At 37.5% G+C, this 16420-nt stretch carries 14 protein-coding genes; 6 read left to right on the top strand and 8 right to left on the bottom strand.

Annotated elements, in window-relative coordinates; genetic code table 11:
• The first annotated feature begins 214 nt into the window (after positions 1-214).
• The gene (locus C9J51_RS08745; RefSeq protein WP_045038237.1) at positions 215-1057 is read left to right on the top strand and encodes a CvfB family protein; all 843 of its coding nucleotides are present in this window, start codon (positions 215-217) and stop codon (positions 1055-1057) included.
• 97 nt (positions 1058-1154) lie between these two features.
• Here C9J51_RS08745 and C9J51_RS08740 read toward each other — a convergent pair whose 3' ends face one another.
• The 3 genes from C9J51_RS08740 to moeA form a co-directional block, all read right to left on the bottom strand.
• Positions 1155-1388, bottom strand: a complete 234-nt coding sequence (locus tag C9J51_RS08740; RefSeq protein ID WP_045038238.1) for a glutaredoxin family protein — start codon at positions 1386-1388, stop codon at positions 1155-1157.
• A gap of 21 nt (positions 1389-1409) precedes the next feature.
• Positions 1410-2177 (bottom strand): molybdopterin-synthase adenylyltransferase MoeB, encoded by a 768-nt coding sequence (moeB, locus tag C9J51_RS08735; protein ID WP_045039591.1) that lies wholly within the window; start codon positions 2175-2177, stop codon positions 1410-1412.
• 116 nt (positions 2178-2293) lie between these two features.
• Positions 2294-3529: a molybdopterin molybdotransferase MoeA gene (gene moeA / locus C9J51_RS08730; protein ID WP_045039590.1), complete on the bottom strand. Its 1236-nt coding sequence runs from the start codon at positions 3527-3529 to the stop codon at positions 2294-2296.
• A gap of 310 nt (positions 3530-3839) precedes the next feature.
• On the opposite strand from moeA, the gene folE reads away from it, so the two are divergent.
• Both folE and C9J51_RS08720 read left to right on the top strand, forming a co-directional pair.
• Positions 3840-4493, top strand: a complete 654-nt coding sequence (folE, locus tag C9J51_RS08725) for a GTP cyclohydrolase I FolE (protein WP_045038241.1) — start codon at positions 3840-3842, stop codon at positions 4491-4493.
• Between the two features lie 88 nt (positions 4494-4581).
• On the top strand, positions 4582-5517 hold the full coding sequence (locus C9J51_RS08720; protein ID WP_045039589.1) for a LysR family transcriptional regulator: 936 nt from the start codon (positions 4582-4584) through the stop codon (positions 5515-5517).
• Here the strand turns inward: C9J51_RS08720 and C9J51_RS08715 are convergent.
• Both C9J51_RS08715 and C9J51_RS08710 read right to left on the bottom strand, forming a co-directional pair.
• Positions 5508-6380, bottom strand: coding sequence for a YjjW family glycine radical enzyme activase (locus C9J51_RS08715; protein ID WP_045039588.1), 873 nt, complete (start codon positions 6378-6380; stop codon positions 5508-5510). The genes C9J51_RS08720 and C9J51_RS08715 overlap by 10 nt on opposite strands.
• A gap of 16 nt (positions 6381-6396) precedes the next feature.
• Positions 6397-7929, bottom strand: a complete 1533-nt coding sequence (locus C9J51_RS08710; protein WP_045039587.1) for a YjjI family glycine radical enzyme — start codon at positions 7927-7929, stop codon at positions 6397-6399.
• Between the two features lie 629 nt (positions 7930-8558).
• On the opposite strand from C9J51_RS08710, the gene C9J51_RS08705 reads away from it, so the two are divergent.
• Positions 8559-10340: a L,D-transpeptidase family protein gene (locus C9J51_RS08705; RefSeq protein WP_045038244.1), complete on the top strand. Its 1782-nt coding sequence runs from the start codon at positions 8559-8561 to the stop codon at positions 10338-10340.
• A gap of 147 nt (positions 10341-10487) precedes the next feature.
• Positions 10488-11219, top strand: coding sequence for an HAD family hydrolase (locus C9J51_RS08700; protein ID WP_045039586.1), 732 nt, complete (start codon positions 10488-10490; stop codon positions 11217-11219).
• A gap of 98 nt (positions 11220-11317) precedes the next feature.
• Here the strand turns inward: C9J51_RS08700 and C9J51_RS08695 are convergent, their stop codons facing one another.
• Positions 11318-12271: a TerC family protein gene (locus C9J51_RS08695; RefSeq protein WP_045039585.1), complete on the bottom strand. Its 954-nt coding sequence runs from the start codon at positions 12269-12271 to the stop codon at positions 11318-11320.
• A gap of 923 nt (positions 12272-13194) precedes the next feature.
• On the opposite strand from C9J51_RS08695, the gene C9J51_RS08690 reads away from it, so the two are divergent.
• Complete coding sequence (locus C9J51_RS08690; RefSeq protein ID WP_107274966.1) at positions 13195-13593, top strand: hypothetical protein; 399 nt, start codon at positions 13195-13197, stop codon at positions 13591-13593.
• 72 nt (positions 13594-13665) lie between these two features.
• Here C9J51_RS08690 and C9J51_RS08685 read toward each other — a convergent pair whose 3' ends face one another.
• Complete coding sequence (locus C9J51_RS08685; protein ID WP_045039584.1) at positions 13666-15036, bottom strand: SLC13 family permease; 1371 nt, start codon at positions 15034-15036, stop codon at positions 13666-13668.
• Positions 15037-15536: 500 nt separating this feature from the next.
• Positions 15537-16277, bottom strand: a complete 741-nt coding sequence (locus C9J51_RS08680) for a SanA/YdcF family protein (RefSeq protein ID WP_107249852.1) — start codon at positions 16275-16277, stop codon at positions 15537-15539.
• Positions 16278-16420: the final 143 nt, after the last annotated feature.

The following is a 16420-nucleotide window of genomic DNA, read 5'->3' as shown; positions in this document are numbered from 1 at the left end:
TAGAATGAAAAAACATCAAATAATTGCAGATAGGTTGGGCGAAGGGTCGCAACATCACGTATAATGCCGACATCATAAGCGCAACCCGTTCATTATAACGTATTGCCTAGTCAGTGATAGTTAATTAATTATTGCGGCTAAAAATTGCTTGATAAAGATATTGAACCAACTGCACTGTAAGCGTGTTGTTGCCTATAAAGAGAGTACCTGATACATGATTAAAATTGGACAATACAACACTCTAGAAGTTATCAAATTGGTAGATTTTGGTGTGTTCCTTAATGGTGGTGATGATTTCGGTAATATCTTGTTACCAAAGAACACTGTGCCAGCAGGTACTAAGCTCGGCGACAAGCTTAAAGTTTTTATTTACTTTGACTCTGAAGATGAAGTGATTGCAACCACGGATGAACCATTGGTTGAAGTGGGTGGTTTTGCTAAATTACGTATTGTTGGTGCAACGACTATCGGTGCATTCGCTGATTGGGGTTTACGTAAAGACTTGCTAATTCCGTTTAGTGAGCAACGTCGTCGCTTAGAAGAAGGCGAAGAAATCATGGTTCGTGTTTACACGGATCGTGCATCTGGTCGTATCGTTGGTTCAACTAAGTTTAACCGTTTCCTTGATCTTACACCTGCTAATTATAAAGTGGGCCAAGAAGTACAAGTGATCATTGCTGAAACGACAGAACTTGGTTACAAAGCGGTTATTAATGGTGAGCACTGGGGTTTATTCTTTAAAACAGAAGCTTTTGGCAAACTGTTTATTGGTAAGCAACTAAAAGCATACATTCAAGAAATTCGTCCAGATGGCAAAATTAACCTATCTCTACAAAAAGTAGGTTTAGGTAAAGTTGACGATTTAGCGGATAAGATCTTAACATCTTTAGAGATCAAAGGTGGCTTTATTCCTGTTAGTGATAAATCTAGCCCTGAAGATATTTTCCGTGTATTCCGTACCAGTAAAGCAACGTTTAAAAAGACGATTGGTGGCTTGTACAAAAAAGGTTTAATTGTGATTGAAAAAGACGGTATTCGTCTGAATGATAACGATTAATCACCACTAATTTCGCGTTTAGTGAAGATAAAAAAAACCGACATTCAACTAGAAATAGTAAAAATGTCGGTTTTTTTATGCATTTTTTGTGGCTATATTAATCGTTGTCGTGCAATAGTTTTTCGAATTTGGTCATATTCCAGCCCATAAGCACACTATCCCCAATTTTTATAACAGGGACAGAGCGAGCGCCCGTTCGACTTAATTCTTTTCTACCTTGTGGGCTTGCCACATCGACTAAACGAAATGGATAACCTTTTGTTTTCATATATTGCTGAGCATCTTTACAATGCGCGCAATTTTTTTGAGTAAACAGGGTAATACGTTTCATAATAATTAATTCATTACTCTATTAGCCACATACAGGACAGCTTGGCTGTTGCATTAGTTTCATCTCGCGCCAACTCATGCTCATAGCATCGAGCATCAAGATTTTACCCGTTAATGGCGTGCCAACATTGGTGGCTACTTTTATTGCTTCCATGGCTTGTACTGCGCCAACAATACCGACAACAGGTGACATAATGCCAGCCTCAACACAGGTTAATGTTTGTTGACCAAAAAGGGCACTTAAGCATTGGTAGCAAGGCTCTCCATCACGATAACTATAAACACTTATTTGGCCTTCCATTCGAATAGCCGCACCAGAAACTAATGGTGTTTTAGTCTCAAAGCATAAGCGATTTAGCTGGTTACGGGTATCAACGTTATCACAGCAATCCAACACTAAGTTGTGCTGTTTAATAAGTGGTAGTAACTCTTCATCGGTTAATCGTTTAGCGATAGTCTCAACGGTTAAATAAGGGTTTATTGCTGTTAATGCTTGTTTGGCCGATTCAACTTTGAGCATGCCGACAGTCGCATCAGTATGCAAAACTTGGCGCTGTAAGTTAGAAACTTCAACTTTATCATCATCAATCAAGGTAATTTTACCCACGCCAGCTGCTGCAAGGTATTGTGATGATGCACAACCTAAACCGCCTGCACCTAAGATTAACATTGAAGCGGCTTTTAATGCTTCTTGGCCTTCAAAATCAAATTGGCGCAGAATAATTTGGCGATTATAGCGCAGCATTTCTTGATCTGATAATTCAGCATGAGTGTGTTGTTGTGTTGTCATAAGTGAAATTACCGTTATTAGCTGGTGATTCGAGTACACGTTATTTGAGGTTAGATTCAGCTGCTAATGTATTAGCCCTTTATTTATTACTGAGCGGCTAATACATTAATCATTAATTAGTACATGGTGTGGTTAAACATTTCAATGGTTACAAGTTCGCCTGCTTCAACACGGCCACGATCTTGTTCTAGTACCACAAAGCAATTGGCATGGTGCATTGAACTAAATGCGCCTGAGCCTTGGTTGCCTGTTGTTGCAACTTCAAATTGACCATCGCTATTAATGCTATAAATACCACGTTGGAAGTCAGTTCGTCCTGGGCGTTTTTTAAACATTGAGGTTGCTTTAGCTTGTAAACGAACAGGGGGTTGGTATTGGCTATGACCCGCCAGTTTTGCCAGCATTGGTTGTACTAATTGATATAAGGTCAGCATTGCAGATACTGGATTACCAGGAAGACCACAGAACCATGCATTGTTAATTGTACCAAATGCAAATGGTTTGCCCGGTTTCATGGCAATTTTCCAGAAACCAATTTTGCCTTCTTGGTCTAAAATATCTTTGGTGTAATCTGCTTCACCGACGCTAACGCCACCGGATGTAACCACAACATCAGCGTCTGTTGATGCAGTTATAAAGGCTTGACGTAGTTTCTCTGGGCAATCAGGAATAATACCAAGATCTAATACATCACAACCGAATTTATCTAATAACGCTTTCATACCATAACGGTTGCTATCGTAAATTTGACCCGCTGCAAGTGTTTCACCTACAGGGCGTAATTCATCACCGGTTGAGAAAAAAGCCACTTTAGGACGACGATATACAGCAAAAGAAGCAATACCTAATGATGCGAGTAATGGCATTTCACGTGCCGTTAGACGTGTACCTTTTACTAATACTGTTTCACCGTAATGGACATCATCACCAATAGGGCGAATGTTGTCGTTTGCTTTAGGCTTGACGTTAAATTGAATGCTATTGCCATCAACATGTGTTTCTTCTTGCATGATAACAACATCAGTTCCTGCTGGAATTTCAGCGCCTGTCATAATACGAACACATTGGCCTGCTTCACATGTTCCAGTAAAAGGAATGCCTGCAAATGACTTACCAATCATGGTTAGAGTATCGGTATGCTCAAGATCAGCAGCGCGAAGAGCATAGCCATCCATTGCTGAGTTAGCAAAAGGCGGTACATTAATAGGGGAAAGAATATCTTCAGCAAGCACCATACCCATAGCATCAGTTAATGCTACCGTGGTGATTATTGCTAACGGTGAAACTTGAGTCATAATATTATCTAACGCAGTTTCAATAGTCATTAAACCAGGTACGTCACAGCATCCCATAATCGTGTCCATTTTATTTATTAGTGATAATGAAAGTGAGCAGGTCTGAAAAATTCTCAGTTTGAGGCGGTATGTTTTACTCAGTTTCTTACTAAGTATTGTTCAGATTGCTAGTTATTGGGTAGTTTACCCTTTATTGACTACCGCTGTAAGGGATTGAATATACTAAAATACGTTAGATGTACGTCTTCCTAGGTAATTTGGTGGTGAAATTATTCTCATTTGGAGGTATTCTGCTAAGGATTTTAGCGCTGGCAAGGTCAGAAGGGTATGTCTTTTTTATTCTACCTAGGTCAGCTGGAGGAAAAGAATGACAGCATTAAGTGTATCTGCAATACAAGTACGTGACGCCTTAGCCGCCCGTGATCTAGAAACCCCGATGACGGCCGATGTTGTAAGTCGAGAAGAAAAGAAAGAAAAAATTGAATACCATATGCGTGAGATCTTATCGTTATTAGCGTTAGATCTGACGGATGACAGCTTGGTGGAAACACCACATCGCATTGCGAAAATGTATGTTGATGAGATTTTTTCAGGTTTGGACTACACCAATTTCCCTAAAATTACAGTGATTGAAAATAAAATGCACTGTGATGAAATGGTGCGCGTAAAAGACATTACATTAACCAGTACCTGTGAACATCATTTAATCACCATTGATGGTAAAGCGACGGTGGCTTATATTCCTCGTAGTAAGATCATTGGCTTATCTAAAATTAATCGTATTGTGCGCTTCTTTTCTCAGCGTCCACAAGTGCAAGAGCGTCTAACGCAACAAATTCTAGTCGCATTACAAACGCTACTTGAAAGTGAAGATGTTGCGGTTACTATTGATGCTACTCATTATTGTGTTAAATCACGTGGTGTAATGGATGCAACTAGCGTAACAACAACAACCGCTTTAGGTGGGATTTTTAAACGAAATCCAGCCACGCGTGCCGAGTTTCTAAGTGGTATTCGTTAAGCTGATTCTCGTTGTAACTGATTGTAATTTAGATGCTGGTCAATAGATTGTTGACTGGCATTTTTTATTGGTATTCTAGAGACGGTAAATGGATTTAATTAAGTTATCCCGCATTAGCATGAAGCATCTTATTACTCTACATGTAATGCTAGATACTCTCAGTGTGACTGCGTGCGCACAACGACTTTGTGTTAGCCCTTCGTCAGTCAGTAAAACATTAAGTCAGCTTCGAAAGACACTTAATGATGAATTGTTTTATCGCAATGGTAATCGATTAGTTTCAACACCATTAGCACGCCGTTTAGGCCCAACAGTGCATCAAATGATCAGTGATATGAATCAGATCATGACTCAAGAAGAGTTTGATGTTGCTAATTATGCAGGCAGCTTTTCATTGTCGATGCGAGAAAGCACCTTTGAATTAATTACAGCACCTTTGTGTGAACATATATTAAAACTTGCACCGAATATTCGGTTAGATATTTGGTCTAAAGATAATATTGGTGTCAGTGGTTTAGCAAAAGGGGTGTTGGATTTTATTATTTTGCCTCATGATCTCAGCCAGCCACCGAATATCGATAACAACTTAGTTTGGGAAACCTTATTTACGGATGGAATGGTGTGTTTAATGTCACCTGAACACCCGTTAGTCGAACAGTCACTGACGATTGATGATTATTTGCGGTATGATCATATTGGGATTGTTGATAATGATCTTAGTGTACCATTTTTTGAAATGCAGCTTATTCAGCAACATCGTAAGCGGAAAGTCATGGTGAATGTGGCTGATTTTGGTGCTGCGGCGACACTGTGTAAAACAACTGAGTTATTGTTTACTTGCTCAAAAAAATGGGCAGAAGTGGCAGCGCAAGCACAATCATTGATCATGAAAGAACTACCGTTTAATTATGGTCAAGTAGGGTACAGTTTAGTGTGGTATCAACCAAGCATGAATGATCCTGCGTTGCGGTGGCTGTATCAGCAAATTACAACGGTTGGACATAAAATTGGTCGTTATGCATAAACCGTTGGCAGAATTAGATTAGTGATATTACGTTCGGTTAGCTGCATTGCTAATGTTTCAATATCGGCTTGGTTACAGGTTACCCAGTTTAAGGATTCACCTGTTACGCCATGATGTTGAAACGCATTAAGCTTTATACGAACGTCATTATTTAATGTTGTTAAGTAAGCTGCAACGTCATCGATATATTGTTCATAATCGGTGATTTCAGGGATTTGCAATAACCGTATTTCATATAATTTTTGGTGTTGACTTAACCAAGAAATACTCGCCAATACTCGGTCATTATCACGGCCGGTTAGCCATCGATGAGTGGTGTTATTCCATGCTTTTAAATCAATCATCGCCCCATCAAGATAAGGGGAGACTGATTGCCATCCTGTAATGCTTAAACTACCGTTACTGTCGATCATACAACTGAGATGTTGCAAGCTGGAATCGGATTTAATCGCCTTAAAAAGGGCAATTATATACGGTAACTGTAATGTTGCTTCACCGCCTGTTACCGTAATGCCATTAATAAAGAATAAATTATCTCTAATTAATGCCAAGGTATCAGTGACTGTTAACTGCTGTGTTTTTGGTGTTGATTGTTTATTACACGTGGTTAGGCATGCATCACACTCAGTACAAGTTGCCATATTCCATACTACAAACGGTTTATTGTTTTGTGTGATAAGTTGCAATGATTGCGTTGGGCAGCTTGGTACACAATCACCACATTGATTACACATATCAATTGTTTGTGGATTATGGCAGTTTTTGCAGCGGTAGTTACACCCCTGCAAAAACAGCACCATACGATTACCTGGCCCATCAACACATGAGTAGTTCAATATTTTGCTGACGGTAGCAGAAATCATAGTAGGTATTCTTCATTTATTTTGATGGGTAAACAGGTGACATTTCACGGCTAACAACACGTGGTTGGCGCTCTAGAATATGTGTGTTTTCCGATGCTTCAGTACCTAACCAGGTTGTATTTGTTCGTGAACCTTGTTGTTTGAATTTCGCAATATCAGATAACTTAACCATGTAACCCGTCACTCGCACAAGATCATTACTGGCAACGTTAGCTGTAAACTCACGGAAACCTAACGCTAATGCACCTTTACATAATTGCACTAATGCGAGTGGGTTGTTCTTAATGGTCTCTTCAATCGTTAAAATTTCACTGATACCCGATGTATAGTATTTATGGTGTGCTGCTAGCGCCTTAATATGAACCACAGGATCGGGTTCGGTACCGTAAGGAATACGAATCCCTGGTGTAACGTCGTGATCGCAACTGATACCCCCTTGGGAGTGTAATAATGCTCGACCATTGAAACCGTATTTCACTGGGGTTGTTGTTACAATGTCACTTAATGTTTCACTGATTTTTAATCCGATGGCATTCGCATCTTCATTATGACCATATTTTGCCGTTGAACCTGATTTCTCCATCAGTATATTAACGGCTTCTGCCATGCCATAAATACCAAACATTGGGGCAAAACGATCTTCATAAATTAAACCTTCGGTGGTTAAGAAGCCCGTAAAGAAGTTTGATTCTTGATGTAAGAAAGTTGAGCGTGCGTCAATAAGTTCAAACATCAGCGTACTGTAATATGGCAGGGTTGTTGTGAGAAAGTCGTCAATGCTATTACTACGTAGCGCGACTTCTTTTAAACTCATACGTACTAATGTGTTTGCACCACCTGCAAGCGGAAGAGAGTTGTAGCAACTTACAATACCGAATCCCTGTTTGCCAAAAGCATCTGAGAACATTGGATAGTTAGCGATATGTGGCTTACTGCACTCACAGATATTATTACAGGCTTGTTGTAGCAGGCTCTCTGGCGTGATTGTTGGGTCATACATAAAGGTTAAATTAGGTGCGACTTGTTTAAGTTCGGCATCAATAGTTAAAATCAGACGGCAAACAATGTTGTCTGTTGGGCCAATGTTGACGTGCATAAAAGCATCTGGCAGGGTGCGATCTAGCATGATCCAGAAGTTTTTCAGCTTACGGTAAAGAGCCTCTTCGCTGATGTCGCTAACAAAAGGCAGCAAGATTTGATCGAGTTGACCAAGGTAAACGGGAATATTGGTAACAGAAGGTACGTGATGGTAAAGAATAGTCAGCAGGTTGATGGCTTCATCTAAATTTGTCGCAGGCTCAAGTTCTAAGTACTTTGAACCTTGTTGTAAAAATTTGGCGTAATCGGGAAGAACATAACGAGGTTTGAATGGTGCGTTACCTTCAAACATATCACAAATAATGTCAGCATTTTTGGCCGCTAAAACCGCGTTAGGGATTGGCATATAGTCTATAAGTGCTTCAGCTTCTAATGACAGGAATAATGTTTTTTGTTTCGTGCTTAATGTCGCATCAGTAATGATGTTTTTAATTTTAGTTTGTAATGTCATTGCTATGCTCTTCTTATATCCATAAATTTTATACGGTTAATCTACCGTATGTTATTTATTTCCAGAAGTGAAAAAGAACGAATTGTGTTTTTCTAAAATGGAAATCCATGGTGCGATTATCTTTCAGCAACAAGAAATGATTAAAACATTGTATTAATATATTGTATAGTATCGGGTCGATAGATTGTTATACCGCAGGCTAAGGTTAGAATAAGTGGTTATTACTGTATCTTAGTAGTAACAAACTGATTGAAGAGTGGGCGTTATATCGAGAAAATAACAACTATGCTTAATTATTAAGCGAGGTGTGCGCTAAAAAGCAAAAATTCCATTTTTTTAACACAAAACTATTTTTTCAATAAAAGAATTAAGCAATAAAAATTAATACGTTTTTAATCATGATGTTATGTGTTTTTTTTGTAAGATTTATAGATAAAAAATCATGAGATGGCATAATTAATTTTTTAAGTTTCATTTTTTGAATTGTATCATTTGTCAAAATTTGTCTAAATATACCTAGTTAGTTTTTTATGAACTATAGATTGCCGTCATTGCATATCAATAAGATAAGCTGTAATGCTAGGTATGGTATTTTTCGTTCTATTTTATAGGTAAGGATCGCTTTGACGATGTTTAATCCTCAACGTGTTGTTGCTAAACGAGTTAGCAAACTTTTAATGCTGTCGCTGATGGTACCCGGTAGTGTTTTTGCTGCTGAGGTTAGTCCTGCTGTACCACATAATGTCGCAGCTGTATCACAAAATAATAATGTGCCGATTGTCGGTTCTAGTGCGGTATTACCCAAAATGCCGGCTGATACACGAACCGCACCGTTAACTGCTGGCAGTGTTGATTGGTCTTCATTGAATAATCAGCATTTACAAAGCACAAAGATGTTATGTGGTGATACGACAAGTAACGTTTGTTTCGCATCGCAAATAGAACAAGCTTATGCACAAAATAAGTTTTACCCTCTTTGGAATACTGTAGCATTACGTAATGAACTAACATTACAACTTCAAGTGCTTGCTGACAGCAAAATGCTACCCGGTATTGCACAGCGTTTAGCTGAAATGAAGCAACTTGAACAAGAAGGCAATCTACGTGGCTATGATTTATTAGCGACAGATACTTACTATGTTTATCGTGCCTTCCAGAATTATATTGCTCAACATCGTAGTGTTTTATTTTTGTCTGAGCCTGTCAATATGACCCATAGCATGTTGGAATATGCAAAAGGTGATGACGCGTATCCAATGACAATGGCTAAATTAACAATGTATCGTCCTACATATGTTGATTTTGAACCAACGATAAAAGTTATTCAAAAATTTGAAAATTTAGCACCGCACCATTTATCGGCATCAAATTTTAAAAGCGTATATCGCCAAGGTGCTGTATTGCCAAAAGGACATGAAATTGCTCAGGTTCTATATAACCTAGGTGATATGTCAGCAGCTGATCGTGATACATTATTAGCTCAGCCAACAATTACTAATACTGGTCTAATGTTTAGTAGCATTAAGACGTTCCAAAAACGTCATGGTTTAAGCATTGATGGTATTGTTGGACCGGGTACAGTTAAACAATTAGTGATGCCTTATAGTGATATCGCACGTATTCTTGCATTGAATACATTACGTTTATCGGCTTTAAACCGTAATAATGATACTCGTGCACATATTTGGGTAAATATTCCCAACTATAAATTAGAAGTATTCGACAATGGTAAAAAAGTCTTTGAGTCTAAAGTTATTGTTGGCCGAGATACGCGTCCGACGAACTTATTCTCATCTGCAATTACAACCATGGTTGTTAATCCATACTGGAATGTGCCGATTACAATTAAACAGAATGATGTAATTCCGAAAGTTAAAATGTCTCGTAATTACTTGAAAGCACATAACATGCAGATTCTGAATAGCTGGCGTGATCGTACTGTTATTTCACCAAGCAGTATTGACTGGGCAACAGTAAATCCTAAAACATTCCCACATGAATTCCAGCAAGGTCCTGGTCCTCATAATTCATTGGGTAATGTTAAGTTTCTAATGCCAAATGATTACGCTATATTCTTACATGATACGCCTGCACATGGTCTATTTAGCCGCAATAAGCGAGACTTAAGCTCTGGTTGTGTCCGTGTTGAGCGTGCTGATGATCTTGCAAATTATGTTATTAATTATCAAAATCGCAGTAATATTGCACCCTTTAAAACAATGCTAGATACTAAGCAGCATAAAGTGGTGAGCTTATCTAAGCGTATTGATGTTGATTTTGTATACTTAACAGCATGGGTTGATCAAGATGGTCATCTACAAATGCGTAGTGACATTTATGGTTATGACTCACCACAAGCTAAGCCTATTAAAGCTAAATTTATTACGATGAAAGATTTTGTTAAACACTAATTTAGTATTGATTGCATAATCTGTTAAAGCCAGCACTAAGATGCTGGCTTTTTTATGTGCGCAATTTGCGTACTCAAGGTAGAATTTAGATATTATTTTAAAACAACATAGTTAGGGTGTCGTGATGTGCGGCGCAATGGGAATGTAATGTTAAAAGCTATTTTTTTAGATATGGATGAAACCTTATGTGCGACATCAGTTGCAGATAAACAAGCATTGGCGACGTTAAAACATTATGTTCAATCACAGTTTCCGACATTGAATGCAGATGTTTTTTGCGAACGTTATATCGCTGGAATTTATAAGAAACTCAATGGTGAATTTCCGCAACTAATAATGCTATTAGATAATGAATTACTGTTTCGTCAAACGTTAGTACAAACACTATTTTCTCAGCAACAGATCTCTCTTTCTTTTGAGCAAGCAAAGGCTATTCAAGCAGCGTTTGATGAGGGGCGTATGGCTGGATTTGATTTTTTTCCTGAAGTTAAAACGATGCTTGCGACGCTACGTCAGCAGTATAAGCTGGTGGTGATCACTAACGGCCCTGTTTTTTCTCAATATCCTAAACTTGCCGCCACAGAAATGGATCAACATGTAGATCATATTATTATTGGTGGGGAAGAAGCGGAAGAGAAACCTGCATTCAGTATTTTCAAAAAAGCATTAGATTTAGTAGGCTGTGAGCCAAGTGAAGCTCTACATATGGGGGATTCATTAGCGGCTGATATTGCTGGTGCAAATGGGGCGGGTATTGCTAGTGTGTGGGTTGATACTGGCAAGGAAAGCGATCATGACAAGCTTTCGCAAATCACACCATCATATATTGTGACGCAACCACAACAGCTCTTGAATGTGATAACGCAACATTTTGCTTAGTAAATAGTTAATGATTATAAAGTAAACAATAAAAATGCCACTGGTTATCGATTTTAGTTAGCAGTGGCATTTTTAATTTAATCAGTAATCAGCAGTGATTATTGTTCAGTTGTTTCAATATTACGTGTCTTCCATAGTGATGCACTGATAGCAATCGTAATGGAAAGAATGATTACGCAAAGTGAAATCACTGTTGGAATTGCATACGGTGAACCAACAAGTAACATTTTGATACCAATGAAGCTTAATATAAATGCTAACGCAACACGTAAATAACAGAAGCGGGTTAACATGCCTTCTAATACGAAATACAGTGAGCGTAAACCGAGTAGGGCAAACACGTTAGCAGTAAAGACTAAGAATGCTTCTTGAGTAACAGCAAAAATTGCAGGAATTGAATCCAGTGCAAACATTACATCTGTTAGTGAAATAACCGCGACCACAACTAATAGTGGTGTTGCTAACCAGCCTTTGTCATCTTTAACAAACATTTTATGATCATGATAATCATCTGAGACTCTAAAGAAGCGTTTTACAATACGTACAGGTGCTGAATTTGAGAAATCTTCTTGCTCTTCTTCACCGTCACGCCAAAGCTTAAAGCCTGTGTAAAGTAAGAAAACAGCGAAGATGTATAGGATCCAATGGTAATCAGCTAATAGTTTTGCACCAACGCCAATCAAACCTGCCCGTAAGAAAAGAGCACCAACAATACCCAACATTAGAATGCGAGGACGTAAACGTTCTGGTACCGTAAATTGACTAAAGATTAAGGCAAAGACAAATAAATTATCAACACTTAGAGATTTTTCTAATAAGTAACCTGTGATAAACGATGTTGCTGCTTGTTTATTAGTATATGTGCTTTCTGGCGCCATTTGTGGCCAATATAGATAAATAAAGCCCATAAAAATGAAAGCTAAACATACCCAAAAAACACTCCAAAGTGCCGCTGTTTTAATTGATATTTTACCGCCACGTGTTTGGTATAAATCCAATGCAAACATTAATACTGTTAATACAGCAAACCCTTCATAACTAAAAATACTCATAGAGTTCTCTCTTTTATATAAATATCGAGTGCATTAATTTATTGCTATTAGTCTTGTTGTTTATGTGACGATATTTATGAAAATTGAGTCAAATAAAACAGTACTTATAACAATGTATTATTGCAAAGAATAAAATACGAAAGGTATGCCATAGGCGAGCCTAAACAAAACCTTCCGCACATTAAAAAAACCCATGCAATTATGTTGCATAGGTTCGATTACATTTTTATGTAAACGATAATGGCATTGGTCTCGTCAAAATGGTGCTAGCAGTGGTGTCTATTGCAGACAAAAGTTACTGCGAGCAAATCCATTCACGGCTGCCGGAAGTGTATGACTTCGAGATGACGACAGGCGAACAATTGTGACTACTCCCCAAACGAGGCAATTTTAGACTTGTAATCCATAAGTTTCCAGTCGTTTTTGGGTTAATTGGGAACAATCTTCTAAATGGCTTTAATTTAGGACAATTAATTGTAAAGTTGCTGAATAAATTACCGTTTTATTATTGGGTTGTATGGACGCGATATCGTCATTGACGGATAACAAGTATTTATGAAGACGGTAAGAATTGTTCATATTAGGTTAGATTTGAGAATAATTATTGATGAGAGAGTAAATATTTTAATATTGATTATATTACTTACTGATTGCAATTTATTGCTACTAAGGATTTTGTCTTACTATAGAATGATTTTATAGATATTATGTTTTTTATAAAGCATTTGTTGTATTCTTAATGTTAAATAATTGTTTTTATTGTGTTTTTTATTGTGGTTGTGTAAATAGAACGTGATATCCATCACATACTTTAATTCTGAAGCGTACAATAAAAATTGATATAGACGTATAGTGATAATACAGGATGATTTCCGAACGATTTTGAAATTAAATGAATATTATGTTTCTGACTAAGGATAGCTATGGAAACAGTAATTGATAAAGTTATAGAAAAGGATGTGATTTTTGATTATACGGAGTTTCTATCTAAATCATGCCAGCAACGTTTGTCATTTATGGATGCTTTAAAATATTTAATCCCTTTATTTAAAGTGACAACAAGCACAATAGGGAAAACGCCTTTATCTTGTACTGAACGCTTAGAAAAAAAAGCATTAACAATACTATCAAGTAATACTAGTGATATTAATAACTTAATCCGACTATCATCGTTAGCTAAACAAGAAGGTATTATGCGACTTGTTGTTTATCTTCCATACTCGCTTGAAGCACAACAATTAGTTGAATTGAAGAGCGAAATAAAAGGCTCAATTGATTTTGTTCAGGGTAATAGCGAGCGATTATTGTTTATTTTAGACTAAAGTAAGCACAGAAAAGGTGACGATTATCGCCACCTTTTATAATGTTTTATTTTTCTGTGCTAGAGTGCTTTGTTACCAAAAGAGCCATGTAAACACGGTTAAAAATATAATGCAGACGATATTTAAATAAAAACCGACTCGCATCATTTCACTTTGCTTTATATAACCGGTGCTAAATACAATTGCATTGGGTGGCGTAGCAACCGGTAACATAAATGCACAAGATGCACTAATGGCAATTAATGCAGAGAGTATAACGGGTGATACACCTAATGCTTCAGCAACGGTTGCAAACACAGGGACTAATAAAGCAGCACTTGCTGTATTACTTGCAAATTCAGTAAGAAAGACTACAAAAATAGCCACCCCAAGGATGGTGAGTAAAAGACCTGCTTGTTGCAACATATTACTGAGTTCGTTAGCCAAAAAGACGCTAGTACCAGTGGCTTTAAGAATATTACTTAAACAAATACCACCACCAAACAGTAATAAAACCCCCCAATCCGTTGAGTTTTTAATATCCTTCCATTCAACAACTCGTGATACTGCCAACATGATGATAGCGCTTAAAGCAACTAAGGTATCAAACTTGGAATAACCACCTAAAAAAGCATTAATCGGATTACTGAAAACCCACAAAGTAACGGTCACTAAAAAGATCGCCATTGTGATTAACTTACCATTACTCCATTGAATTGGGCGGTGATCGAGTTCAAATTGATGGTTTAGGTCGGGTTTTAATATTACATACAATAGGGTAACGGTAACCGGTAATAGAATAATAGTAACGGGAACCCCAAAGGCCATCCATTCAGTAAAACTTAAACCCACTTCAGCCGCTGCAATCGCATTGGGTGGACTACCAACGATGGTTGCGATACCACCAATACTGGCACAATAAGCCGTACCTAATAACACAAAAACATAGGTATTATGGCCACTTTTTGTATTGACCTTACTTAAGACACCGAGTACAAGTGGCAGCATCATCGCGGTGGTGGCGGTATTACTGATCCACATTGATAACCCAGCAGTTACACCAAACAGCATGAATACAGCAACGGACATACGACCTTTAGCTGCAATTAGCACTTTATCAGCAATAACTTGGTCAAGTTGCTGTTTGTGTAATGCTGCGGCAAGTGCAAATCCTCCTAGAAATAAGAAGATAATAGGATTGGAAAAACTGCTTAACGCTTTTGATGTATCAAAAACACCAAATCCGACAGCAAGAAGCGGTACGAGTAAGGCTGTAATACTGACGTGAATGGCTTCAGTTAACCACATAACAGCAATAAAAAATAAGATACTTAAACCAATTACAACATTACGTTCAAAAGGTAAGGTGTTAATGAGTATAAGCATTATTAAGCTATTGCTGATTAGAATTAAGCTACTTCTATTAAATAACCAATGTTTAAGTGTGAGAGCGAGGGTTGTCATAGGTGAATCTTCCATATATTGAGGCTACATTATTTTTATTGTTAGCTTTAATAAGCGGAAATGATAATACGTTGTGTTGTGGTAGTGTGAATGTGATGGAGGTATATTAATGAGGTATGTTTGTTGGGTATTTGTGCGTATTGTGATCTTAATGTAATTTTATGATTGGCTGGGTTCTATTTGTAGAAGCTATTTATGGCGGTAATATCGCATTTTATCTTTATATTATTTTGTAAAATATAATCAGTGCTGTACGTCTTAGCGTGTGATAATATTCGCACTGCAATGGAGTGCTTATAATCATAATGGTTAGCGGACAATGAAAGAAAAAAAGATTGGCTTAACTAAAAAAATTCATAAAGAAGCTCAAGAACATATGAAGTGTGTTCGACAACGGGTTTTTGACAAAATGAAGAATAAAAAAGACAGTTAGTTATAGGGTTTAATTAAAGACTAACTGAAAGCCAGATGTTTATACGTCTGGCTTTTTTAATGTGTTGTTATTGTGATTCTGAGCGTGTTTTTATCGCTGCGGATGGCACAATTATCTTGTCGGCGATAGGCGTGGGATCATGTTTGATAGGCGCTTGTATCAATGGATCAATAATTGGCTCTTTAGGTCCTAAAAATTTAGGCTGTACATGTAATATAAATAAATCAATCATTGCTTTAATACGAGCAAATACTTCACGTACTCTAATTTTAAAACTTGCCATACCACGTCGAGGTTCTTGAACCGCTAAACAGGTTGCGTTGATATTATAGTGATTGGCAATAAACAGCGCACGTTCACAATGAAACTGCTGAGTAATAATAACAAAGCGATTAGTATCAAAAACTTCTTTTGCTCGAACAACCGAGTCAAGAGTACGAAAGCCAGCATAATCCAGTACTATTTCATTTTTAGCCACGCCGGCTTTTAATAAGTCACGCTTCATTGTACGAGGCTCATTATACGATCGATGTGCGTTATCACCACTAACTAAAAAAACATCAACTTTATGTTTGTTATAGAGATCGACCGCGGCAGACATGCGGTAGGTGTAATAAGGATTGAGGGTTTTAGCGATGTATTTACTGGTGCCTAAAACTAACCCCACTTTATACGCGGGTAGTTTTGCCGGATCATGATAAATTTGACTTTCAGTTTGTGCTGAAACCCAACGATCAAGTAATAACAGTGTCGCAACAAAGATAATAAAGAGAACTGCAAGAGTGCGAATAATGTTGAGCAGTTTCATAATCATCCAAACTGAAAATGTAATCATTTATTAATATCTTACCCTAATAAATGATGTTTTTGTTTAAAAAATCGCAAACAGCAGCACTAATAGCAACGGTTTGTATGTTTTGCATTCAATACAATGCGTGAAATTACGTGTAA

Origin of the sequence: Photobacterium iliopiscarium, assembly GCF_003026395.1 — a bacterium.
In the GTDB taxonomy this organism is placed as follows: Bacteria; Pseudomonadota; Gammaproteobacteria; order Enterobacterales; family Vibrionaceae; genus Photobacterium; species Photobacterium iliopiscarium.
The sequence above is the reverse complement of the archived record's forward strand: the minus strand, read 5'-3'. Positions and strand labels throughout refer to the sequence as shown.

What these genes read in the sequence shown, in the direction of transcription:
- C9J51_RS08745 (WP_045038237.1), top strand. Translation starts at nt 215, where the DNA reads ATGATTAAAATTGGACAATACAACACTCTAGAAGTTATCAAATTGGTA.
- C9J51_RS08740 (WP_045038238.1), bottom strand. Translation starts at nt 1,388, where the DNA reads ATGAAACGTATTACCCTGTTTACTCAAAAAAATTGCGCGCATTGTAAA.
- moeB (WP_045039591.1), bottom strand. Translation starts at nt 2,177, where the DNA reads ATGACAACACAACAACACACTCATGCTGAATTATCAGATCAAGAAATG.
- moeA (WP_045039590.1), bottom strand. Translation starts at nt 3,529, where the DNA reads ATGGGATGCTGTGACGTACCTGGTTTAATGACTATTGAAACTGCGTTA.
- folE (WP_045038241.1), top strand. Translation starts at nt 3,840, where the DNA reads ATGACAGCATTAAGTGTATCTGCAATACAAGTACGTGACGCCTTAGCC.
- C9J51_RS08720 (WP_045039589.1), top strand. Translation starts at nt 4,582, where the DNA reads ATGGATTTAATTAAGTTATCCCGCATTAGCATGAAGCATCTTATTACT.
- C9J51_RS08715 (WP_045039588.1), bottom strand. Translation starts at nt 6,380, where the DNA reads ATGATTTCTGCTACCGTCAGCAAAATATTGAACTACTCATGTGTTGAT.
- C9J51_RS08710 (WP_045039587.1), bottom strand. Translation starts at nt 7,929, where the DNA reads ATGACATTACAAACTAAAATTAAAAACATCATTACTGATGCGACATTA.
- C9J51_RS08705 (WP_045038244.1), top strand. Translation starts at nt 8,559, where the DNA reads ATGTTTAATCCTCAACGTGTTGTTGCTAAACGAGTTAGCAAACTTTTA.
- C9J51_RS08700 (WP_045039586.1), top strand. Translation starts at nt 10,488, where the DNA reads ATGTTAAAAGCTATTTTTTTAGATATGGATGAAACCTTATGTGCGACA.
- C9J51_RS08695 (WP_045039585.1), bottom strand. Translation starts at nt 12,271, where the DNA reads ATGAGTATTTTTAGTTATGAAGGGTTTGCTGTATTAACAGTATTAATG.
- C9J51_RS08690 (WP_107274966.1), top strand. Translation starts at nt 13,195, where the DNA reads ATGGAAACAGTAATTGATAAAGTTATAGAAAAGGATGTGATTTTTGAT.
- C9J51_RS08685 (WP_045039584.1), bottom strand. Translation starts at nt 15,036, where the DNA reads ATGACAACCCTCGCTCTCACACTTAAACATTGGTTATTTAATAGAAGT.
- C9J51_RS08680 (WP_107249852.1), bottom strand. Translation starts at nt 16,277, where the DNA reads ATGAAACTGCTCAACATTATTCGCACTCTTGCAGTTCTCTTTATTATC.